Genomic DNA, 19,678 nt, shown 5'->3' on the forward strand with positions numbered 1-19,678 from the left:
GGGGTGGAGCAGCTCGGTAGCTCGCTGGGCTCATAACCCAGAGGTCGCAGGTTCAAATCCTGTCCCCGCTACTCGTCGCGAAGGGCCCCGGAGTTCACTCCGGGGCCCTTCGTCATGCCGGGGCGCCGCGCACGGCGACGGTGACCCTCGCCACCCGGCCGGATCGGGGAACCCGGCTGATCTCCACGGCGGACATGAGATAGGCTGTAGAAGCCGACGCGGGGTGGAGCAGCTCGGTAGCTCGCTGGGCTCATAACCCAGAGGTCGCAGGTTCAAATCCTGTCCCCGCTACTCGTCACGAAAGGCCCCGGAGTTCGCTCCGGGGCCTTTCGCCGTTTTCCGGCTGCCGTGATCCGGCCCGTCCGTCCTGCCCCGGTTGCGCTCCTCGGCGAGGATGGGGGCATGTCTGGATGGAACAGATGGTGGGGCCGCCTCAGCGCGGTCCTCGGTGCGGTCGTGCTCTCGGTGTTCGTGCCGGTCGCGGCCTGGGCCTCCACGGGCACGGGGGAACTGGTGGTGGAGGCCGCCCGGCGGCGGTCCCGGGGAGGCGGTTTCGGCTTCCTCGGGCTGCTCTGCTGCCTGGCGGTGGTCGTGGTGATCGTGCTGCTGGTGCTGCGCCTCATGCGGGGCCGGCGCGGCGGTCCGCCGCGCTGACGGGAACCGGTCCGCCCGCCGCGCCCCCGGGGGCGCGGCGGGCGGCGGTCACTCGGCCAGGGCCGCGGTCGCCTGGGCCATGAACCGCGAGGTCGCCGTCCGGGCGCCCGAGCGCTTGGCGCGGATGCTCTCGGCCGCGTCGATGAGCAGGGTACGCACCTTGGCGTGCCCCTTCGGCGGCGGCGCGGGCGCCGGCCCGGTCAGCTCGTCCAGTTCGGTGCCGAGGGCCACCACCTGCTTCTCGGCCCGGTCCGTGACGCCGTCGACGACGAACCTGCGGACCGGGACGGCGGCGTTCAGGCCGCGCTCGATGCCGAGGATCCGGCCGGCCGCCACGTTGGTGGTCAGGAAGTTGATCACGTCGACCACCACGCTCGGGTGGCGGCTGCCGCGGAAGGCGGCCCAGTACATGGAGGCCCGGGGCCACTGCGCCGCGGGCGCGCCCGGGAAGGCGGTCAGGTCCAGCTCGTCGTCGGTGAGCCGTTGCAGCTCCGGCAACTGGTGCGACCAGGCGAACGACGCGGCCGCGTGGCCGGTGACCACGAGCTGGCGGGCCAGCTCGCCGCTGTCGGCCTGCTCCACCAGAGCGGCGCTCGGGGTGGCCTGGTCGTAGCGGGCGACCTCCCAGAACTCGAACCAGTCGAGCAGCTCGCCGGAGCTGAAGCCGAGCTGCCGCCCCTGGTACAGCTCGCTGCCCAGGCCGCGCAGCCAGAGCCAGAGCGCCCGGTAGTCGCCGGACGGGTCCATGGTGCCGGCCACCCGGTTGCCGGAGGCGCGGGTGACCCGGGAGGCCCAGTGCGCGTACTCCCGCCAGGACATCCCGGTGCGCGGCTCGGGCTGCCCGAGGCGGCGCAGCAGGTCCCGGTTGTAGACCAGCGCCGCGCTGGTCTGCGCCGCGGGCACCGCCACGGTCCGCTCGTCCACCCGGCCGTAGCGGGCCAGATGTTCGGGCAGGCCGCGCAGGTCGAGCCGGTTGTCGGCGACGTAGGCGCTGAGATCGAGGACGATCTCCCGGCGGGCGTACTCGGTGAGTAGGGTGTCGTCGATCTGGAACAGGTCGGGCACGTTGCCGCCGGTGGCCTGGGTGGCCAGCCGGTCGTAGTAGCCGGTGAGCCCCTGCCAGGTCACCCGGAAGCTGACCCGGGGATTCTGCTGGGAGTAGAGGCGCAGCGCCTTCTCGGTCGCCTCGGCCCGGCGGGCCCCACCCCACCAGAACACCGACAGCTCGATGGGCCCGTCGTCGACCGGGGCCTCCTCCTCCGGGCCGCAGCCGGACAGCCCGGCGGCGAGCAGCGGCAGCCCGGTCAGCGCGCCGAGCAGCCGCCGCCGGTCGACGCCGGGGCGAGGGACGGACTGCGGTGGGCGCACGAATTTCTCCCGTGTTGCGGGCCGCTGCTGCGGATGGACCATTTACACAGGCGTCGGGCGGGGGTGTCAACGCCGGTGCGGACGGGACGGCCGGTGGCCGCACCGGGCGGCGGCCCCACCCATGGTGTACTAGCGCCGTGGAACTTCTGCACTCGGGCAAGGTTCGGGACGTCTACGCCGACGGCGAGGACCTGATCCTGGTCGCCTCCGACCGCATCTCCATCTACGACGTGGCGCTGCCGACCCCGATTCCGGACAAGGGCCGCCTGCTCACCGCCCTGTCGCTGTGGTGGTTCGAGCAGCTGGCCGACCTGGTGCCGAATCACGTCATCTCCGCCACCGACGTGCCGGCCGAGTTCGCCGGGCGGGCGATCCGCTGCCAGCGGCTGGACATGGTCCAGGTCGAGTGCGTCGCCCGCGGCTACCTCACCGGCGGTGGCTTCGCCGAGTACCAGCGCACCGGCGCGGTCTCCGGTGTCGAGCTGCCCCGCGGCCTGGTGGAGGCGTCGATCCTGCCCGAGCCGATCTTCACCCCGTCGACCAAGGCGCCCAAGGGCGAGCACGACGAGCCGATCACGTACGCCGAGGTGGTCGACAAGGTGGGCGCGGAGACCGCCGAGCGGCTGCGGCAGATCACCATCGACGTCTACCGGCGGGGCGCGGAGATCGCCGCCGACCGGGGCATCCTGATCGCCGACACCAAGATCGAGCTGGGCTGGGCGCCGGACGGCACCCTGGTCCTCGCCGACGAGCTGCTCACCTCCGACTCGTCCCGGTTCTGGCCGGCCGAGTCCTACCAGCCGGGCCGCGCCCAGTTCTCCTTCGACAAGCAGTACGTGCGCGACTGGGCCACCGGCAGCGGCTGGGACCGGCAGCCGCCGGCCCCCGAGGTGCCGGCCGAGGTGGTCGAGGCGACCCGGGCCCGCTACGTCGAGGTCTACGAGAAGCTCACCGGCAACCGCTGGGACTGAGTCACTCCACCCAGTCGAGGGTGCGCTGCACGGCCTTGCGCCAGTTGCGCAGCTCCCGCTCGCGGTGCGCCGGGTCCATCTCCGGCGTCCACTGCGCGTCCGACCGCCACTGGGCGCGCAGCGTGCCCAGGTCCGGCCAGAAGCCGACCGCCAGGCCGGCCGCGTACGCGGCGCCGAGGCAGGTGGTCTCGGTGATCCGGGAGCGGACCACCGGCACGTCGAGGACGTCGGCGAGGAACTGCATGAGCAGGGTGTTGCCGGTCATCCCGCCGTCCACCCGGAGCCGGCGCAGCGCCACGTCGGAATCGGCGTTCATGGCGTCGACCACCTCACGGGTCTGCCAGGCCGAGGCCTCCAGCACCGCACGGGCCAGGTGCCCCTTGGTGATGTAGCCGGTCAGCCCGGCGATGACCCCGCGGGCGTCGCTGCGCCAGTGCGGGGCGAAGAGCCCGGAGAAGGCCGGCACCACGTAGCAGCCGCCGTTGTCGTCGACCGTGCGGGCCAGCTCCTCGACCTCGGGGGCGGTGGAGATCAGGCCGAGGTTGTCGCGCAGCCACTGCACCAGCGAGCCGGTGACCGCGATGGCGCCCTCCAGGGCGTACACGGCGGGGTGGCCGTCGATCCGGTAGGCCACCGTGGTGAGCAGGCCGTGCCGGGAGGGGACCGGGCTGGCCCCGGTGTTGAGCAGCAGGAAGCTGCCGGTGCCGTACGTGCACTTGGCCTCGCCGGGCTGGAAGCAGGTCTGCCCGAACAGGGCGGCCTGCTGGTCGCCGAGGGCGCTGGCCACCGGCACCCCGGCGAGCACCCCGTCGGCGGTGCCGTAGACCTCGGCGGAGCAGCGGATCTCGGGCAGCATCGCGGCGGGGATGCGCAGCGCGTCGAGCAGTTCGGGATCCCAGTCCAGGGTCTCCAGGTCCATGAGCATGGTGCGGCTGGCGTTGGTCACGTCGGTGACGTGCCGCCCGGTGAGCTTCCAGATCAGCCAGCTGTCCATGGTGCCGAAGAGCACCTCGCCCCGCTCGGCCCGGTCGCGCAGCCCGTCGACGTGGTCGAGCAGCCAGCGCAGCTTCGGGCCGGCGAAGTAGGTGGCCAGGGTCAGGCCGGTGCGGGCGCGCAGCCGCTCCTCGTCGTACGCCTCGGCCAGCTCGCGCAGGAGCGGCCCGGTGCGGGTGTCCTGCCAGACGATGGCGTTGGCCACCGGGCGGCCGGTGGCCCGGTCCCACACCACGGTGGTCTCGCGCTGGTTGGTGATGCCCACGGCGGCCAGCCCGTCCGGCCCGGTGCCGGCGGCGGCGAGCGCCTCCAGCACCACCTGCTGGACGTTGGCCCAGATCTCCTCGGCGTCGTGCTCCACCCAGCCCGGCCGCGGGAAGATCTGCCGGTGTTCGCGCTGTGCTGCGGAGACGATGTCCCCGGCCCGGTCGAAGACGATGCACCGCGAGGAGGTGGTGCCCTGATCGATGGCGACGACGAACTCTCCGGTCACGGCAGCACCGTACCCGCCGGGAGCGTCCACCGTCTCTCCCCGATCCACCCGTACGATCAACAGACGTGCGTGACATTGCCGTGTTCAGCGGGACCGCCCACCCGGAACTCGCCGCCGAGATCTGTGCCCACCTCGACGTCCCGCTGCACCCGGTGCGGGTGTCCCGGTTCGCCAACGACTGCCTCGAGGTGCAGTTGCAGGCGAACTGCCGGGAGCGGGACGTCTTCCTCATCCAGCCGCTGGTGCCGCCGGTGCAGGAGCACCTGGTCGAGCTGCTGCTCATGATCGACGCGGCCCGTGGCGCGTCCGCCGGCCGGATCACCGTGGTGCTGCCGCACTACGCGTACGCGCGGTCGGACAAGAAGGACGCCCCGCGCATCTCGATCGGCGGCCGGCTGGTCGCCGACCTGCTCACCTCGGCCGGCGCGCACCGGGTGCTCGCCATGACCCTGCACTCGCCGCAGGTGCACGGCTTCTTCAGCGTCCCGGTGGACCACCTGCACGCGCTGCGCGAGCTGGCCGCCCACTTCAAGGGCCGGGACCTGACCAACACCGTGGTGGTCTCGCCGGACCTGGGCAACGCCAAGGAGGCGGCGGCGTTCGCCCGGATGCTCGGCACCCCGGTCGCGGCCGGCGCCAAGCAGCGGTTCAGCGACGACCGGGTGCAGATCAGCGCGATCATCGGCGACGTGGCGGACCGGGACGTCATCGTGCTGGACGACGAGATCGCCAAGGGCAGCACGGTGATCGAGCTGATGAGCCACCTGCGGGAGCGGAAGGTCCGCTCGATCCGGCTGGCCTGCACCCACGGCCTCTTCTCCAGCGGCGCGCTGAAGCGGCTGAGCGAGCAGGACGGGGTGCTGGAGGTGGTCTGCACCAACACGGTGCCGATCCCGGAGGAGAAGCGGGTGCCGAAGCTGGAGGTGCTCTCGGTGGCGCCGGCCCTGGCCGAGGCGATGCGGCGGATCCACAACGGCGAGTCGGTGAGCGCCCTCTTCGGTTGAGGCCGCCCGTCGCGACCGGGTCAGCCGTCGGACGGGTGGGTGACGCGCCGGGCGGCCAGCGCCGTGGTGATCCGGACGACCGTGCCGGCCTCGCCGGTCTCCACCGCCATGGTGTCGCTGAGCTCCCGGGCCAGCCAGAGGCCCCAGCCGCCGGCGGTGTCCGGTGCGGGCCGCGCACGCTCGCTGAGCCGCCGCGCGCTGATCCCGTGACCGTGGTCGGCGACCTCGCAGACCAGCTCGCCGGCGCGGCGCCACAGCTGCAGCCGGCCCTGCCCGCCGCCGTGCCGGACCGCGTTGGTGATCAGCTCGTTGACGGCCAGCACGAAGTCGTCGAGCCGTTGCCCGGCCAGTCCCGCCGCGTGCGCGCACGAGGTGACCGAGTGTCGGAGCTCGGTCACCTGGGCCTGGGTGAAGGCCTCGGCGATGAGGAGGGAAGGTTCGATGGGCACAACCGTACGCGGTGCGGGGGATTCTGCGTTTGTCATGGCCCCGTCCCGGCGATGGATCTCGGTCATTTTCGCGGCATTTCCACCGTACGTCAGGGTTTCTCGCACCGCACCTTCCGGCCCGGCGGTGCGCGGCTGTGGCAGGGTGTCGCGCATGCCGTCGTCCCCGGAGGGCCTGGAGGTCCCGCTCTGGCGGTCCATCGCGGTGTTCCGCTTCGCCTCGCTGGCGTACGTGGGGGCGCTGGTCCTCCGCGACGCCCACCGCTACGCGCACCCGGTCGCCGCGGGCGGCGTACTCCTGGGGATGCTGGCCTGGACCGGGGTGACCACGGCGGGCTACGGGCGCCCGGCGGGACGGCGCTGGCCCCTGCTCCTGGCCGACCTCGGCGTGGTGCTGGCGATCATGCTGGCCACGCCGTGGGTGATCGGCCGCGCGGCGCTCTCCTCCGGCGTGCCCACCCTGACCGTCGCGTGGCTGGCCGGGCCGGTGCTGGCCTGGGCGGTCTCCGGCGGCCGCCGGCGCGGCGCGGTGGCCGCGCTGGTGCTCGGCGGGGCCGACCTGGCCACCCGGGAGCGGATCGGCCAGTCCTCGCTCACCGGGGTGATCCTCCTGCTGCTGGCCGGCGTGGTGGTGGGTCACGTGGCCCGGCTGGCCGTGGAGGCCGAGGCGCGGCTGCAACGCGCGGTGGAGCTGGAGGCGGCCACCCGGGAACGGGAGCGGCTGGCCCGGGACATCCACGACTCGGTGCTGCAGGTGCTGGCGCTGGTCCGGCGGCGCGGCGCCGACCTGGACGGCGAGGCCGCCGAACTGGCCCGGCTGGCCGGCGAGCAGGAGGCCGCGCTGCGCGCGCTGATCGGCCGGGCGCGCGCCGCGCCGGACGGGGCGGGCGACGCCCGGGACCTGCGCGACCTGCTCGACCGGTACGCCTCGACGAGCGTGCAGGTGGCCGCGCCGGCCACCCCGGTGCCGCTGCCCGGGCGGGTGGCCGGCGAACTGGCCGCGGCGGTCGGTGCGGCGCTGGACAATGTGACCCGGCACGCCGGCGGGCGGGCCTGGGTCCTGATCGAGGACGAGGGGGAGACGGTGACCGTCTCGGTACGCGACGAGGGCCCGGGGATCCCGGACGGGCGGCTGGCCGAGGCCGCCGCGCAGGGCCGGCTCGGGGTGGCCCAGTCCATCCGGGGCCGGGTGGCCGACCTGGGCGGCGAGGTGCGCATCCTCTCCGCCCCGGGCACCGGCACCGAGATCGAGCTGACCGTGCCGCGGAGCGGCCGGTGAGCATCCGGGTGATGGTGGTCGACGACCACCCGATGTGGCGGGAGGGCGTGGCCCGCGACCTCACCGAGGCCGGGCACGTGGTGGTGGCGACCAGCGGGGAGGGGCGCCAGGCGGTCCGGGTGGCCGCGGCGGCCCGCCCGGACGTGGTCGTGCTCGACCTGCAACTGCCGGACGTCTCCGGCGTCGAGGTGGTCCAGGGGCTGCGCGCGGCCCTCCCCGAGGTGCGGGTGCTGATGTTGTCGGCCAGCGGCGAGCCGCAGAGCGTGCTGGACGCGGTCAAGGCCGGCGCCACCGGCTACCTGCTGAAGTCGGCCGCGCCGGCCGAGTTCCTGGACGCGGTCCGCCGCACGGCGGCCGGCGAGCCGGTCTTCACCCCGGGCCTGGCCGGGCTGGTGCTGGGGGAGTACCGCCGGCTGGCCGCGACGCCGCCCGCCCCGCACGACGACGCACCCCGGCTCACCGAGCGGGAGACCGAGGTGCTGCGTCTGGTGGCGAAGGGGCTGTCGTACAAGCAGATCGCCGAGCGCCTCGGGCTCTCGCACCGGACGGTGCAGAACCACGTGCAGAACACGCTCGGCAAGCTCCAGCTGCACAACCGGGTCGAGCTGACCCGGTACGCGATCGAGCGGGGCCTGGACGGCTGAGGCTCAGCTCGCCTCGGGCGGCCGGGTCTCGTGGACGGCCAGCTCCTCCGCGGTCGCCCCGCCCCCGGCCGAGCCGGCGTCGTAGGCGACGTTGTCGGTCTCCTGGTCGGTGTGCGCCCCCTCGTCCGGCTCGACCAGCCGCCCCACCTGGTGGTCGGCGACCGTGCCGAGCTGGCCGTGGTCGTAGATGGAGACCGGGGAGTGCGGGTCGGAGGTCGGGCCCGGGTCGATCACGTCGGCGTCGAGCTGGGCCTGCGCGGCGGCCTCCTCGCTGTCCGCCTCGGCCGCGATGTCCGGGTCGACGGAACCGGCCAGCGGGTCGTCCGCCGGTCGCTCGTACTGCTCGCGCTGGAGCTTGTAGTCCAGCGACTCGCCGTCGAGCTGCTCCTCGGCGGTGGTGCCGAAGCGGTCCACGGCCACCGGGGTGCGGTCGCCGGGCAGCTGGGCCGGCTCCGGCCCGTCCGCCTCGCGTCCGGTCAGCACGTCGTCCTTGGCGGTCGAGTCGTCGTCGGCGGTGTCCGGCAGGCCCTCCGCCTCGGGGTCGGACACGGGGGTGGGGTACTCGTCGTCGCGCATGACCGGGAACTACCCACTGCGCTCGCCGGATTAACCGCAACCGGCGGGGTGGATCGGGAGGAACGGGGCTAAAAGGGGCCTCAGCCGCGGAGCGGGGCCTCGTCCTCCGCGTGCAGCACGCACCAGACGACCTTGCCGTCCGGAAGCGGCGTGCTGCCCCAGCGCCGGGCCACCGTGTCGATGAGCAGCAGCCCCCGGCCTCCGGTGGAGGTGAGCGGGGCCAGCCCGGCGTACGCCGGCCGCCGGTGGGAGTGGTCCCGGACGGCCAGGTGCAGGGCGCTGTCCCGGGGCGCCACCCGGACGGTCATCGGCGTCCCGGTGTGCGCCACCACGTTGTTGACCATCTCGGTGACCGCGATAGTGGCCGGCTCGGCCAACTCGGGCACGTTCCACCGGGCGCAGCCGTCGGTGACAAGTGCCCGCGCCTCCCGGGCCGCCGCCACGACCGGGGGCAGGTCGGCGCTGAGCACCGCGGCCAGCGGCGCGTCGCGCAGCGCGGCCTGCGCCGAGTCGAGGGACCGGTGGACCGGCGCGGCGCCGCCCGGCCGCCCGGCCGGGTCCAGCACCAGCAGGCCGGCGGCCGGCCAGTCGGCCGCCGCGAGATGCACCTCGTCGAGGACGCCCCGGGCCGCCGGATCGGCGATCCGCACACCGGACAGGTCGACGATCACCGCCCCCGGCCGCTGCCAGAGCCGGGCGAGCAGCGCGCCCCGGACGGCGTCGAGCCCGGCCAGGTCCAGCACGCCGGTCAGCCGGACGACGGCGGATGACTCGTCCGTCTCCACCAGGCAGCGCACGTCCGTCGGCATGATCGTCCCATTGTGCATGCCAGCCCCCCGACGCGCATCAGTCCGGTCGGCGGGACTCATGAGCGGTCCGTCCGGGAACGCCGGCTCATCGCCGCCACGGTGCCGACGGCCGTTCCGGCCGCCGCCAGGCCGAAGGCCGCCGTCAGCCGGATCAGCTGCGCCCGCCGGCCCTGCCACCCGTCGGTCCGCTCGGCCGTCGCGTCGGCGTGGAAGACGTTGCCGGTGGCGTCCAGGCGTACGCCGGGGCCGAACTGGGTGCGTGCGGTGTACCAGCCGAGCACCCGCTCGGCCAGCGCCGGGGCGAGCCGCCACTGGAGGCCCATGAGCCGGGCCGCGCCCCCGGCGTACGCCTCCCGCCGTGGCCGGCGCAGCAGCCGCACGATCGTCTCGGCCACCATCTCCGGCGGGTAGACCGGTGGGGGCGGCGTCAGCTCCCGGCCGGTGTGGTTGGCGGCGTGCCGGAAGAACGGGGTGTCGATGCTGGCCGGCAGCACCGTGCAGAGCGAGATGTGGCCCCGGCCGGTGACCCGCAGCTCCTGCCGGACCGTGTCGGCCAGCCCCCGGATCGCGTGCTTCGTGGCGTTGTACGCCGACTGGTAGGGCATGGCCACCTCGGCCAGCACCGAGGCGTTGTTGACCAGCACCCCGCCGCCGGCCGCCTCGAGCCAGGGCAGCGCGGCCCTGGTCCCGTACACGGTGCCGAGCAGGTTCACCTCGACCACCCGGCGGAACTCGGTCACCGGGATCTCGTCGAAGAGCCCCACGGTGCCCACCGCCGCGTTGTTGACCCAGGCGTCGATCCGGCCGAACTCGGCCGCCGTCCGCGCCGCGAGCCGCACCACCGCCTCCGGGTCGGTCACGTCGGTCGGCACGACCAGGGCCCGCCCGCCCAGCTCCCGGCAGCGGTCGGCGACCCGGCGCAGCGCCTCCTCGCTCCGGGCGGCCAGCGCCACGTCGGCGCCCCGGCGGGCCACCGCGTACGCGGTGGCCGCACCGATCCCGCTGGAGGCGCCGGTGATCACGACAGTGGAGTCGTCGAGGCTGCGGGTGAGAGGCATTCCTCGCCCGTACCCCCCGTCCGGGCCCGTCATGCCGCCCGAGTCGCCCGGATCACGGTTGGCGCGCGGTCCGTACGGGCAACCTGTCCCCAAGGCGACCGTGCCGCCCGCTGTCCCATCCGCGCGACGGCCCGCCGGTCCGCTCCCGATCTGCCAGGTTTCGGCGCACCGGGGCCGGGTTAATGGGACCCTCTGACCGGAGGACCCCACCGCTCGCGAGAACGCATGGAGGTGCACCATGCGCGTCGGCCTTGTGTGCGCGCACGCCGGCCCGTCCGTCGACGGTCCCACCGTCGGGACGCACCAGCACATCGCGCGGGTGGCGGCCGAACTCGCCGCACGGGGCCACGACGTCCGGGTGTACGAGCGCCGCGACGCGCCGGGCCAGGAGTCCGTCGACGTGGACGGCTATCACCTGGAGCGCGTCCCCGTCGGCCCGCCCGCCCCGCTGCCCACCGCCGAGCTGGTGCCGTACGTGACCGAGTTCGGCCGCTGGCTGGCGCAACGGTGGTCCGGCGACTGGGCCCCCGAGGTGGTGCACGGGCACTACTGGGTCGGTGGCCTGGCCGCGGCCCACGCCGTCCGCGAGACCGACATCCCGGTGGTGCAGACCTTCCACTCCCTCGGCGTCGAGCAGTTGCGTCACCTCGGCGGGCAGTACGACGGGCCGGGGGAGCGGATCCCGCTGGAACGGGCGCTGACCCGGGCCGTCGACATCGCGGTCGCCCAGTGCAACGACGAGGTCGACGAGCTGACCCGGATGGGACTCCAGCGCACCGCGGTGGCGATGGTGCCGACCGGCGTGGACACCACGCAGTTCCACCCCGACGGCGAGGCGGCGCCCCGCGACCAGCGGGCCCGCATCCTCTCCGTCGGCGGGCTCGCGCCCGGGCACGGCCAGGAGGACCTGATCCGGGCCATGCGGCTGGTCGGCGACGCCGAGCTGGTCATCGCCGGCGGCCCGCCGGCCGAGCAGCTCGCCAACCACGCCGAGGCGCGCCGGCTGCGCGAGCTGGCCGAGCGGACCGGGGTGGCCGAGCAGGTGAAGCTGGTCGGCGCGGTCCCGCACGACCAGATGGCCACCTGGTACCGCTCCGCCGACGTGGTCGCCTGCACCCCGCACTACTCGTCCGCCGGGCGGGTCTCGCTGGAGGCGATGGCCTGCGGCGTCCCGGTGGTCGGCTACGCCATGGGCGGCATCGCCGACGCGGTGGTCGACGAGGTGACCGGCAAGCTGGTGCCACCCGGGGACGTGCGCACGCTCGGGGTCACCCTGCGCCGCATCCTCGCCGACAACGCCGGGCGGTTCGCGTACGGGCACGCCGCGGTGGACCGGGTCCGGTGCAGCTACACCTGGGAACGGACGGCCGGCGCGCTGGAGCGGCTCTACGAGCGGGTGATCGGGCGCCGGAAGCCGGCCGAGGCCCCGGCCCCCGTCGAGGTCGAGGTGGCCGCCGAGCAGCGCGGACCCGTCGAGGCGGCCTGACTCAGCGCCGGGCGCGCACGGCCGAGCCGGCGCCGATCATCGCGGGCTCCCGGTCCCGTGCCACCGCGTGGTGGTGCTGCGGCTCGGCGTAGCGGGTCAGGCCGACCACTGCGGCCAGCGTGACCAGGAAGCCGAGCCCGGCCAGCCACTCCCGGCCCGGCCAGATCCGGTCGTTGAGCAGCAGCAGGCCGACGACGGCCGCGGGCACCGCCCCGGCGGCGTCCATCGCGGCCACCGCGGCCGTGGTCGAGCCGCGTTGCATGGCCAGGCCGAGCAGGAGCTGGCCCACCACCGAGTGGGCGATCAGCAGGTAGAGCAGCGGATCCCGGACGAACGCCTCCGCCGAGTCGGCCGAGGCGAGCGGCCGGGCCGCCACGGCGGCGGCGGAGAACGCCATCCCGGCCAGCGAGCCCAGCACCACCGAGCCGGGCGCGCCGTGCAGCCGGACGGCGAAGAAGCCGAGCACCGCGATCACCCCCAGCGCCACCGCCAGGCCGACCAGCCCGGCGGTGCCGAGCTGCCGGGACGGCGCCGGCTGGGCGGCCAGCACCAGCGCGGTGATCCCGCCGAACAGGAGCACCAGCAGCCCCACCTCGGCGGCCGGCAGCCGCCACTTGAGCACCAGCACGCCGAGCACGGCGGTGACGCCCAGCCCGGCCGCCACGCTCGCCTGGACCAGGAACAGCGGCAGGTCGCGGCGGGCCAGGAAGGCCAGCACGAAGCCGACGACCTGGCAGGAGAGCCCGACCAGGTAGGTCCGGTGACTGGCCAGCCGGAGCAGCAGCCCGGGATCGAAGGTGTGGTGCACGGTGGTGCGCGCCGCGGCCACCGACTGGAGGAGGTTGGCGAAGCCGTACGCGACGATCATCGCCGCCAGGAAGCACCAACCGGAGGAGACCACCTGGCGAGGATAGAGGTTACCGACGGGTCAGCGCTCGGCCGGCCGGCCGAGCCGGGCCAGGATGTCGCCGTGCAGCGGGCCGTTGCTGGCGATGGCGCTGAGGTCGCCCGCGCCGTCCCCGGCCAGGGTCGGCCGCCCGGCCAGGTCGGTGAACGTGCCCCCGGCCTCGGTGACGATCGGAACCAGCGCGGCGACGTCCCAGAGCGACAGTTCCGGCTCCACCATCACGTCCAGCGCCCCCTCGGCCAGCAGCATGTAGCCGTAGAAGTCGCCGTACGCCCGGCTGCGCCAGGAGTCCCGCATGATCTGGAGCACCGGCTCCAGCCGGCCGGCCTCCTCCCACCCGGTGAGCGAGGAGTAGCAGAAGCTGGCGTCGGCCAGGGTGGTCACCCCGGAGACCCGGATGGGCGCGCCGGAGGCCAGGTCGGGGCCCGCGAAGGCGCCCGCGCCGGTCGCCGCCCACCAGCGCCGGCCGAGCGCCGGGGCGGACACCAGGCCGAGCACGGCCCGGTCCCCCTCCAGCAGCGCGACGAGGGTGGCCCAGACGGGTACGCCGCGGACGAAGTTCTTGGTGCCGTCGATCGGGTCGACGACCCAGCGGCGCCCGTCCGGGCCGGTGGCCGGCTGCTCGCCGTACTCCTCGCCGATCAGTCCGTCGCCGGGGCGGTGGGTGGCCAGCAGAGCGCGGATCTCCCGCTCCACGGCGGTGTCCGCGTCGGAGACCGGGGTCAGGTCGGGCTTCGACTCCACCCGCAGGTCGAGGGCGCGGAACCGGGCCGTGGAGAGGGCGTCCGCGGCGTCCGCGAGCCGGTGGGCGAGGGCGAGGTCGTCGGCGTACCCGGTCATGGTCGACACGCTAGCGACGCCCGCGCGGCCGCGAGCGGCGGGTGGCCGGGGTTCCGCCGGTCAGGAACCGGCGAGCGGGTCGCCGGGGTTCCGCTCCGGCTCGCGCGGATCGCCCTCGCCGCTGCGGGAGGCCAGCAGCCGGCGGTACGAGGCCAGCCGGCGCGGATCGGCCTTGCCGCCGGCCACCCAGGCGTCCAGCGCGCAGTCCGCCTCCTCGGCGGTGTGCTGGCAGTTGGCCGGGCAGTCGACCGTCGCCTCCACCAGGTCGGGGAAGCCGTGCAGCAGGCTCTCCGCGGAGACGTGCGCCAGCCCGAAGCTGCGTACGCCCGGGGTGTCGATGATCCAGCCCGGATCACCGTCGGCATTCGGCTGCGGGGGCAGCCGGAGCGCCACGGCGCTGGTCGAGGTGTGCCGGCCCCGGCCGATCGCGCTGACCGTGCCGACCGCCCGGCCGGCCTCCGGGACGAGGCGGTTGACAAGCGTCGACTTGCCCACCCCGGAGTGCCCCACCATGACCGAGACCCGGCCGGCGAGCAGCGCGCGCAGCGCAGCCAGGTCCGAGTCCGGCCGGATCAGCACGTACGGCAGCTCCAGCTCGGTGTAGTAGCCGAGCACCGCCTCCGGGCCGGCCAGGTCGGCCTTGGTCAGGCAGAGCAGCGGCTCGATGTCGGCGTCGTACGCGGCCACCAGGCAGCGGTCGATGAACCCGGTGCGCGGCGGCGGGTCGGCCAGCGCGCTGACGATCACGAGCTGGTCGGCGTTCGCCACGACCACCCTTTCCAGCCGCCCCTCGGCCGTGGTGGCGTCGTCCTCGGCGGTGCGCCGCAGCACCGAGCGGCGCTCGGCGATCCGGACGATCCGGGCCAGCGCGCCGGAGGCGCCGGAGGTGTCGCCGACCAGGCTCACCCGGTCGCCCACCACGACCGACTTGCGGCCCAGCTCGCGGGCCCGCATCGCGGTGACGGTCGGGTCGTCCGGACCGGCGTCGGGGAACACGCAGGTGTAGCGCCCCCGGTCGACGGCGATCACGAACCCGTCGACGGCGTCCTCGTGCCGGGGCCGGGTGCGCGTACGCGGGCGCGACGACTTGCCGGGTCGGACCCGGACGTCGTCCTCGTCGTACTCCCGCCGCTTCGTCGCCAGGACGTCCCCCCGTCGTCAGCTCTTGCCGGTCACCATCCCCGACCATAGTGCCGGGAACTCCGGCATGGTCTTCGAGGTGCACGAGACGTCGTCGACCTCGATGCCGGGGACGGCCAGCCCGGCCACCGCCGCGGCGTGCGCCATCCGGTGGTCGGCGTACGTCCGGAACGTCCCGCCACGCAGCGGGCGGGGGCGGATCTCCAGCCCGTCGGTGGTCTCGGTGAGGTCCGCGCCCAGCGCGGTGAACTCCTTCGCCAGCGCGGCGACCCGGTCGGTCTCGTGCCCCCGGATGTGGCCGACGCCGGTCAGCCGGGACGGGGAGTCGGCGAGCATGGCCAGCGCGGTCAGCACCGGGGTCAGCTCGCCGACGTCGGAGAGGTCGGCGTCCACCCCGCGGACCGTGCCGGTGCCCCGCACGGTCAGCCCGGCGGTGCCCAGCGTCACCTCGCCGCCCATCCGGTGCAGCAGCCCGCGCAGCTGCTCGACCGGCTGGAGGCTGCTGCGCGGCCAGCCCTGGAGGGTCACCTCACCGCCGGTGACCAGGGCGGCGGCGAAGAACGGCGCCGCGCCGGAGAGGTCCGGTTCGATCTCCCAGCCCCGCCCGGTCAGCGGGCCCGGCTCGACCGTCCAGACGTCGGGGGTGGTGTCGTCGACCGCGGCTCCGGCGGCGCGCAGCATCTGCACGGTCATCCGCAGGTGCGGTGCGGACGGCACGGGCAGACCCTCGTGCCGGACCACCACGCCCCGGTCGAAGCGGGGCCCGGCCAGCAGCAGGCCGGAGACGAGCTGGCTGGAGGCGGAGGCGTCGATGACCACCTCGCCGCCGGTGACCCGGCCGGCGCCGAGGACGACCAGCGGGAGGCTGCCGGCCGGCGGGGCGTCAATGCGGACGCCGAGGGAACGCAGTGCGCCGATCAGCGGGCCGAGCGGGCGGGTCCGGGCGTGCGGGTCGCCGTCGAAGGTGACCCGGCCCTCGGCCAGGCCGGCCACCGGCGGCAGGAACCGCATCACCGTGCCGGCCAGGCCCACGTCGACGTGGGCGGGGCCGACCAGCGGATGCGGCCGGACCAGCCAGCGGTCGTCGTCGGAGACCGACATGTACGCGCCCAGCGCGCGCAGGCCGCCGGCCATCAGCTCGGTGTCCCGGGCCCGCAGGGGCCGGTCGAGCGTCGACGGGCCGCTGGCCAGCGCGCCGAGCACCAGGGCACGGGCGGTCATCGACTTGGAGCCGGGCAGGCGCAGCGTCGCGGCGACCGGGTCGCTCGCGGTCGGCGCGGTCCACGGCTGCGGCGGCCGGGTCGCGGTCAGATTCCCCACGCTCACATTCTGCCAACTCCACGGGTCGGTGGAACCGCGCGTCGCGCCTGCTCCCGGTTGGCGGGACAGCCGGAACGCCGGCGGCGGGTTAGCGTTGGCGCCATGTGCGGGAGGTACGCGACGACCCGGAGCGCGGGGGACCTGAGCGCGCTGTTCGAGTCGTCCGACTCCACCGGCGGTGTCGGGCCCGACTTCAACGTGGCGCCGACCGATCCCGTGCCGCTCGTCCGGCTGGCACCTGAGGGGCACCGGCTGCTCTCCGTCGGCCGCTGGGGTCTCGTCCCGCACTGGTCGCGCACCGCCGCGGGCGCCGCCCGCATGATCAACGCGCGGGTGGAGACGGTCGCCACCAGCCGGGCGTACGCCCCGTCCTTCGCCCGCCGCCGCTGCCTCGTCCCGGCCGACGGCTGGTACGAGTGGGTCCGGCAGGCCGACGGCCGGCGGCAGCCCTACTTCATGACCCCGCGCGACGGCTCGGTGCTGGCCTTCGCCGGCATCTGGTCGGTCTGGGACCCGGACGGCGAGGCCCGGCTCACGTTCAGCGTGCTGACCACCGCGGCGGTCGGCGACCTGGCCGAGGTGCACGACCGGATGCCGCTGCTGCTGCCCCGGGAGCGCTGGGGGTCCTGGCTCGGCCCGACCGGGGAGCCCGCCACGCTGCTCGCGCCGCCCGCTCCGGAGTGGCTCGCCGGGCTGGAGATCCGCCCGGTCTCCCCGGCGGTCGGCGACGTCCGCAACGACGGCCCGGCGCTGACCGCCCGGGTCCCGCTGGCGCGTGCGGAGGCTGACACGGAAATGACGCTGTTCTGATCACACTCAGCACATTGTCGTGTGCTGATTTGCCGGGGTTGCGCCTGAAACGTCGCCCGGCCGTTTAGCCATGTTTACCGAAGACCCTTGTCCCCGCCTGCGCAAGTGCGATAGAACACAGCGCCGGTGGTGGGCGTCTGTTCGCACGGGGCGGATGGCACCCATCGATCTTTTATGATCTTTGCCGGTCCCACGGGGGAGGTGGGTGTATTGACACGGGCACGTATGCCCCGCCCGCACGAGGTGGCCGCCGCGCGGCGAGATCCGCGACTGCTGCGGGCCCTGCGCGAGCGGCGCGAGGACGAGGCGTGGCGGACCAGAGGAACCTGCCAGAGCGTGGACCCGGAGACGTTCTTTCCGGCACCCAACGAACCGGCCGACGCGGCCGTGGCGCTCTGCCGCAGTTGTGACGTCCAGGGGTCCTGCCTGGCCTGGGCGCTGGAGGTGGGCGACTGCCACGGCGTCTGGGGCGGCACCACGCCCCGCGAACGGCGGGCCATGCTGGTCGCCTGGCGCAGCGAGGTGCAACCGGACCCGGACGCGGTCGACGAGGCCGGCCCGCCGGTCCGTGACCGCCTCCTCACCCTGGTGCCATCGGGCTGATTTCCGTTCGACCGTCGCCCGCGTTCCCGCCATCGGGGGCGCGGGCGACCGCATTTCTCCACCTGAGGGCCGGCACGGCCGGCGCCGCCCGCAGAATGGGCCGGTGCGGTACAGCGACGAGATCGGGACACCCCGCGGACCGGCCCGCGTCCACACCGACCTGCCGGCGGCCGGCGGTGCCACCGTGCTGGTGCTCGGCCACGGGGCGGGCGGCGACGTGGACGCCCCGGACCTGGTGGCCGTCCGGGACGCGCTGGTCGGCGCCGGGGCGGGCGTGATCCGGGTGACCCAGCCGTACCGGGTGGCCGGCCGGCGCGCCCCCGCCCCGGCGGGCCACCTCGACGAGGCGTGGACGGCGGTGCTGGCCGTACTCCGCTCCCGCCACCCGGAGGCGGCCCGCTGGCTGGTCGGCGGCCGGTCCAGCGGCGCCCGGGTCGCCTGCCGCACCGCGCACACCGTGGGCGCGGCCGGGATCGTCGCGCTGGCGTTCCCGCTGCACCCGCCCGGACGCCCGGAACGGTCGCGCGACGGGGAACTGCGCACCGGCCTGCCGACGCTGGTGGTCAACGGCGACCGGGACCCGTTCGGGGTGCCCGAGCCGGGGCCCGGCGTCGAGGTGGTGACCCGTCCGGGGGAGCGGCACGACCTCCGCGGCGACCCGGCGGCCACGGCCGCCGTCGTCCGCGACTGGCTCCGTGGCCGGGGCTGGCTCCCCACCTGACCGGGTCTCCCGGGCCCGCGACCGCCGGGCGCCGGGCGGGCGACACGCGGCGGCGGCGCCGGGCCGGCGTGACCGTCGGTGGCGGCGGGTCGTTGCTACGGGTGGTGTCGGGCGTCCGGTTCGGGCGTCCGGGGCCACCCTCCCAGGCCCTTCCTGGTCCCAGCGTCGGTCGCGGCCGAGGCCGGGACCAGGAACGGGTGGGGCGGTGACGGAATGTCCCGCCCCACGGCGCGCGTTACTACCTCCGGATGACATTTCCAGCCGAGGGGGGTGACCGGTGCCGACCGAGACACGGAGCCGGGAGCGGGACGAACGGGACGCGCGGCAGCTCAGGCAGCTGCTCGACGCGCCGGAATGGCCCGCGGGGGCGACGACCGTGAGCACCGGCACACAGTCCGGAAGTGAATCTGCCGACAGGCGGGTACGCGTATCCTCGGCGGGAAGGTATCCGACGCGAGGGGACGTGCGGTTGACGACCGAGAAGACGGACGAGCGCAGGGCCCGCTTCGAGCGGGACGCGATGCCCTTCGTCGATCAGCTCTACGCTGCCGGGCTGCGGATGACCCGCAACCCGGCGGATGCCGAGGACCTGGTCCAGGAGACGTACCTGAAGGCGTACGCCGCCTTCCACCAGTTCGAGCAGGGCACCAACCTGAAGGCCTGGTTGTACCGGATCCTGACGAACACCTACATCAACTCCTACCGGAAGCGGCAGCGCCAGCCGGTGCAGGCCCCCACCGACGAGATCACCGACTGGCAGCTCGCCGAGGCCGAGTCGCACACGTCCAGCGGGCTGCGCTCGGCGGAGACCGAGGCGCTGGACCGGCTGCCGGACAGCGACGTCAAGGAGGCCCTCCAGCAGTTGCCGGAGGAGTTCCGCATGGCGGTCTACCTGACCGACGTCGAGGGCTTCTCCTACAAGGAGGTCGCCGACGTGATGGGCACGCCTATCGGCACCGTGATGTCGCGGCTGCACCGCGGCCGTCGTAATCTGCGCAAGCTGCTCGAGCAGTACGCGGCGGAGCGGGGCTTCACCGCCGCGCCGTCGAAGGGCTCGACCGCCGCCGCCGGCCGGGAGGTGTGACCGTGAGCTGTGGGAAGCCGCACGAGACGGATTGCCGCGAGGTGCTCGCGGAGGTCTACCTCTACCTGGATCTGGAGTGTGGCGAGGAGCGCCGCGTCCTCATCCGGGAGCACCTGGAGGAGTGCGGGCCCTGCCTGCACGAGTACGGCATCGAGCAGGAGGTGAAGGCGCTGGTCGCCCGCTGCTGCGGCAACGAGACCGCGCCGGAGCAGCTGCGCGAGCGGCTGCGGGTCCGCCTGAGCGAGCTGGTGGTCTTCGAGACCACCGAGTCCCGCGAGCTGGCCGACTGACGGCAGCGGGCACGAGCTGAAGACACCGGTGGCCCGGGTCCGCGTGGACCCGGGCCACCGGTGTGTCCGGCCCGGGGGCCGGCACCGCTCCGATCCGGGGATCAGGAGTTGGGGCGCTTGCCGTGGTTGGCGCCGCTCTTCTTCCGGGCCTTCTTCTTGCGGGCCTTCTTCGCCATGCTCTG

The 19,678-nt window shown here is 74.7% G+C and carries 21 protein-coding genes, 1 tRNA gene and 1 pseudogene; 12 read left to right on the top strand and 11 right to left on the bottom strand.

From position 1 onward, the window contains the following. Positions 1-217 precede the first annotated feature (217 nt). Both NLX85_RS13490 and NLX85_RS13495 read left to right on the top strand, forming a co-directional pair. Positions 218-291 (top strand) — tRNA-Met (locus tag NLX85_RS13490). A gap of 111 nt (positions 292-402) precedes the next feature. Beyond that, the gene (locus tag NLX85_RS13495) at positions 403-654 is read left to right on the top strand and encodes a hypothetical protein (protein ID WP_091318445.1); all 252 of its coding nucleotides are present in this window, start codon (positions 403-405) and stop codon (positions 652-654) included. Between the two features lie 48 nt (positions 655-702). On the opposite strand, the gene NLX85_RS13500 is transcribed toward NLX85_RS13495, so the two are convergent. Next, positions 703-2,022, bottom strand: coding sequence for an extracellular solute-binding protein (locus NLX85_RS13500; RefSeq protein WP_254334970.1), 1,320 nt, complete (start codon positions 2,020-2,022; stop codon positions 703-705). 137 nt (positions 2,023-2,159) lie between these two features. On the opposite strand from NLX85_RS13500, the gene NLX85_RS13505 reads away from it, so the two are divergent. After that, positions 2,160-2,993, top strand: coding sequence for a phosphoribosylaminoimidazolesuccinocarboxamide synthase (locus tag NLX85_RS13505; protein ID WP_254334973.1), 834 nt, complete (start codon positions 2,160-2,162; stop codon positions 2,991-2,993). Position 2,994: 1 nt separating this feature from the next. Here NLX85_RS13505 and glpK read toward each other — a convergent pair whose 3' ends face one another. After that, positions 2,995-4,479, bottom strand: a complete 1,485-nt coding sequence (glpK, locus tag NLX85_RS13510; protein WP_254334975.1) for a glycerol kinase GlpK — start codon at positions 4,477-4,479, stop codon at positions 2,995-2,997. A 65-nt stretch (positions 4,480-4,544) separates the two neighbouring features. Here glpK and NLX85_RS13515 point away from each other — a divergent pair, with 65 nt between their 5' ends. Beyond that, a complete protein-coding gene (locus NLX85_RS13515; RefSeq protein WP_254334976.1) occupies positions 4,545-5,483 on the top strand; it encodes a ribose-phosphate pyrophosphokinase in 939 nt (312 codons plus the stop codon). A gap of 20 nt (positions 5,484-5,503) precedes the next feature. On the opposite strand, the gene NLX85_RS13520 is transcribed toward NLX85_RS13515, so the two are convergent. After that, positions 5,504-5,968, bottom strand: a complete 465-nt coding sequence (locus tag NLX85_RS13520; RefSeq protein WP_254334977.1) for an ATP-binding protein — start codon at positions 5,966-5,968, stop codon at positions 5,504-5,506. A 115-nt stretch (positions 5,969-6,083) separates the two neighbouring features. On the opposite strand from NLX85_RS13520, the gene macS reads away from it, so the two are divergent. Beyond that, positions 6,084-7,208 carry a MacS family sensor histidine kinase gene (gene macS, locus NLX85_RS13525; RefSeq protein WP_254334978.1) on the top strand — a complete coding sequence of 375 codons (1,125 nt, stop codon included), beginning with the start codon at positions 6,084-6,086 and terminating at the stop codon, positions 7,206-7,208. Between the two features lie 11 nt (positions 7,209-7,219). Then, on the top strand, positions 7,220-7,852 hold the full coding sequence (locus tag NLX85_RS13530) for a response regulator transcription factor (RefSeq protein ID WP_254335556.1): 633 nt from the start codon (positions 7,220-7,222) through the stop codon (positions 7,850-7,852). A 3-nt stretch (positions 7,853-7,855) separates the two neighbouring features. On the opposite strand, the gene NLX85_RS13535 is transcribed toward NLX85_RS13530, so the two are convergent. The 3 genes from NLX85_RS13535 to NLX85_RS13545 all read right to left on the bottom strand — a co-directional run bounded on the left by NLX85_RS13535 (position 7,856) and on the right by NLX85_RS13545 (position 10,295). Beyond that, positions 7,856-8,428 (bottom strand): DUF5709 domain-containing protein, encoded by a 573-nt coding sequence (locus tag NLX85_RS13535; RefSeq protein WP_254334979.1) that lies wholly within the window; start codon positions 8,426-8,428, stop codon positions 7,856-7,858. An 80-nt stretch (positions 8,429-8,508) separates the two neighbouring features. Further along, a complete protein-coding gene (locus NLX85_RS13540; RefSeq protein ID WP_254334980.1) occupies positions 8,509-9,237 on the bottom strand; it encodes an ATP-binding protein in 729 nt (242 codons plus the stop codon). 56 nt (positions 9,238-9,293) lie between these two features. Next, positions 9,294-10,295: an SDR family oxidoreductase gene (locus NLX85_RS13545; protein WP_254334981.1), complete on the bottom strand. Its 1,002-nt coding sequence runs from the start codon at positions 10,293-10,295 to the stop codon at positions 9,294-9,296. A gap of 238 nt (positions 10,296-10,533) precedes the next feature. On the opposite strand from NLX85_RS13545, the gene NLX85_RS13550 reads away from it, so the two are divergent. Beyond that, complete coding sequence (locus NLX85_RS13550; RefSeq protein WP_254334982.1) at positions 10,534-11,781, top strand: glycosyltransferase; 1,248 nt, start codon at positions 10,534-10,536, stop codon at positions 11,779-11,781. Here the strand turns inward: NLX85_RS13550 and NLX85_RS13555 are convergent. The 4 genes and pseudogenes from NLX85_RS13555 to aroA all read right to left on the bottom strand — a co-directional run bounded on the left by NLX85_RS13555 (position 11,682) and on the right by aroA (position 15,988). Beyond that, positions 11,682-12,649, bottom strand: a pseudogene (locus NLX85_RS13555) (hypothetical protein). The gene NLX85_RS13550 and the pseudogene NLX85_RS13555 overlap by 100 nt on opposite strands. Positions 12,650-12,709: 60 nt before the next feature. Then, positions 12,710-13,528: a histidinol-phosphatase gene (gene hisN, locus NLX85_RS13560; RefSeq protein ID WP_254334984.1), complete on the bottom strand. Its 819-nt coding sequence runs from the start codon at positions 13,526-13,528 to the stop codon at positions 12,710-12,712. Positions 13,529-13,588: 60 nt separating this feature from the next. Next, a complete protein-coding gene (gene rsgA / locus NLX85_RS13565; protein WP_254335558.1) occupies positions 13,589-14,524 on the bottom strand; it encodes a ribosome small subunit-dependent GTPase A in 936 nt (311 codons plus the stop codon). A 162-nt stretch (positions 14,525-14,686) separates the two neighbouring features. After that, positions 14,687-15,988 (bottom strand): 3-phosphoshikimate 1-carboxyvinyltransferase, encoded by a 1,302-nt coding sequence (aroA, locus tag NLX85_RS13570; protein ID WP_254334986.1) that lies wholly within the window; start codon positions 15,986-15,988, stop codon positions 14,687-14,689. A gap of 102 nt (positions 15,989-16,090) precedes the next feature. On the opposite strand from aroA, the gene NLX85_RS13575 reads away from it, so the two are divergent. The 5 genes from NLX85_RS13575 to rsrA all read left to right on the top strand — a co-directional run bounded on the left by NLX85_RS13575 (position 16,091) and on the right by rsrA (position 19,496). Further along, complete coding sequence (locus NLX85_RS13575; protein ID WP_254334988.1) at positions 16,091-16,798, top strand: SOS response-associated peptidase; 708 nt, start codon at positions 16,091-16,093, stop codon at positions 16,796-16,798. Positions 16,799-17,008: 210 nt separating this feature from the next. Beyond that, the gene (locus tag NLX85_RS13580; RefSeq protein WP_254334990.1) at positions 17,009-17,401 is read left to right on the top strand and encodes a WhiB family transcriptional regulator; all 393 of its coding nucleotides are present in this window, start codon (positions 17,009-17,011) and stop codon (positions 17,399-17,401) included. 103 nt (positions 17,402-17,504) lie between these two features. Then, a complete protein-coding gene (locus tag NLX85_RS13585) occupies positions 17,505-18,122 on the top strand; it encodes an alpha/beta family hydrolase (protein ID WP_254334991.1) in 618 nt (205 codons plus the stop codon). Positions 18,123-18,399: 277 nt separating this feature from the next. Next, positions 18,400-19,206, top strand: a complete 807-nt coding sequence (locus NLX85_RS13590) for a sigma-70 family RNA polymerase sigma factor (RefSeq protein ID WP_308210721.1) — start codon at positions 18,400-18,402, stop codon at positions 19,204-19,206. Between the two features lie 2 nt (positions 19,207-19,208). Next, the gene (rsrA, locus tag NLX85_RS13595) at positions 19,209-19,496 is read left to right on the top strand and encodes a mycothiol system anti-sigma-R factor (RefSeq protein WP_154228517.1); all 288 of its coding nucleotides are present in this window, start codon (positions 19,209-19,211) and stop codon (positions 19,494-19,496) included. Positions 19,497-19,597: 101 nt separating this feature from the next. Here the strand turns inward: rsrA and NLX85_RS33660 are convergent, their stop codons facing one another. Continuing rightward, positions 19,598-19,672, bottom strand: coding sequence for a 50S ribosomal protein bL37 (locus NLX85_RS33660; protein ID WP_369700219.1), 75 nt, complete (start codon positions 19,670-19,672; stop codon positions 19,598-19,600). Positions 19,673-19,678: the final 6 nt, after the last annotated feature.

The organism is Micromonospora sp. A3M-1-15 (assembly GCF_024213425.1).
GTDB classification, from domain to species: Bacteria; Actinomycetota; Actinomycetes; order Mycobacteriales; family Micromonosporaceae; genus Micromonospora; species Micromonospora chersina.

Excerpts from the sequence above, each read along its gene's own strand:
- NLX85_RS13495 (WP_091318445.1), top strand. The coding sequence starts at position 403 with ATGTCTGGATGGAACAGATGGTGGGGCCGCCTCAGCGCGGTCCTCGGT.
- NLX85_RS13520 (WP_254334977.1), bottom strand. The coding sequence starts at position 5,968 with ATGACAAACGCAGAATCCCCCGCACCGCGTACGGTTGTGCCCATCGAA.
- macS (WP_254334978.1), top strand. The coding sequence starts at position 6,084 with ATGCCGTCGTCCCCGGAGGGCCTGGAGGTCCCGCTCTGGCGGTCCATC.
- NLX85_RS13530 (WP_254335556.1), top strand. The coding sequence starts at position 7,220 with ATGGTGGTCGACGACCACCCGATGTGGCGGGAGGGCGTGGCCCGCGAC.
- NLX85_RS13535 (WP_254334979.1), bottom strand. The coding sequence starts at position 8,428 with ATGCGCGACGACGAGTACCCCACCCCCGTGTCCGACCCCGAGGCGGAG.
- NLX85_RS13540 (WP_254334980.1), bottom strand. The coding sequence starts at position 9,237 with ATGCCGACGGACGTGCGCTGCCTGGTGGAGACGGACGAGTCATCCGCC.
- NLX85_RS13545 (WP_254334981.1), bottom strand. The coding sequence starts at position 10,295 with ATGCCTCTCACCCGCAGCCTCGACGACTCCACTGTCGTGATCACCGGC.
- NLX85_RS13550 (WP_254334982.1), top strand. The coding sequence starts at position 10,534 with ATGCGCGTCGGCCTTGTGTGCGCGCACGCCGGCCCGTCCGTCGACGGT.
- hisN (WP_254334984.1), bottom strand. The coding sequence starts at position 13,528 with ATGACCGGGTACGCCGACGACCTCGCCCTCGCCCACCGGCTCGCGGAC.
- NLX85_RS13575 (WP_254334988.1), top strand. The coding sequence starts at position 16,091 with ATGTGCGGGAGGTACGCGACGACCCGGAGCGCGGGGGACCTGAGCGCG.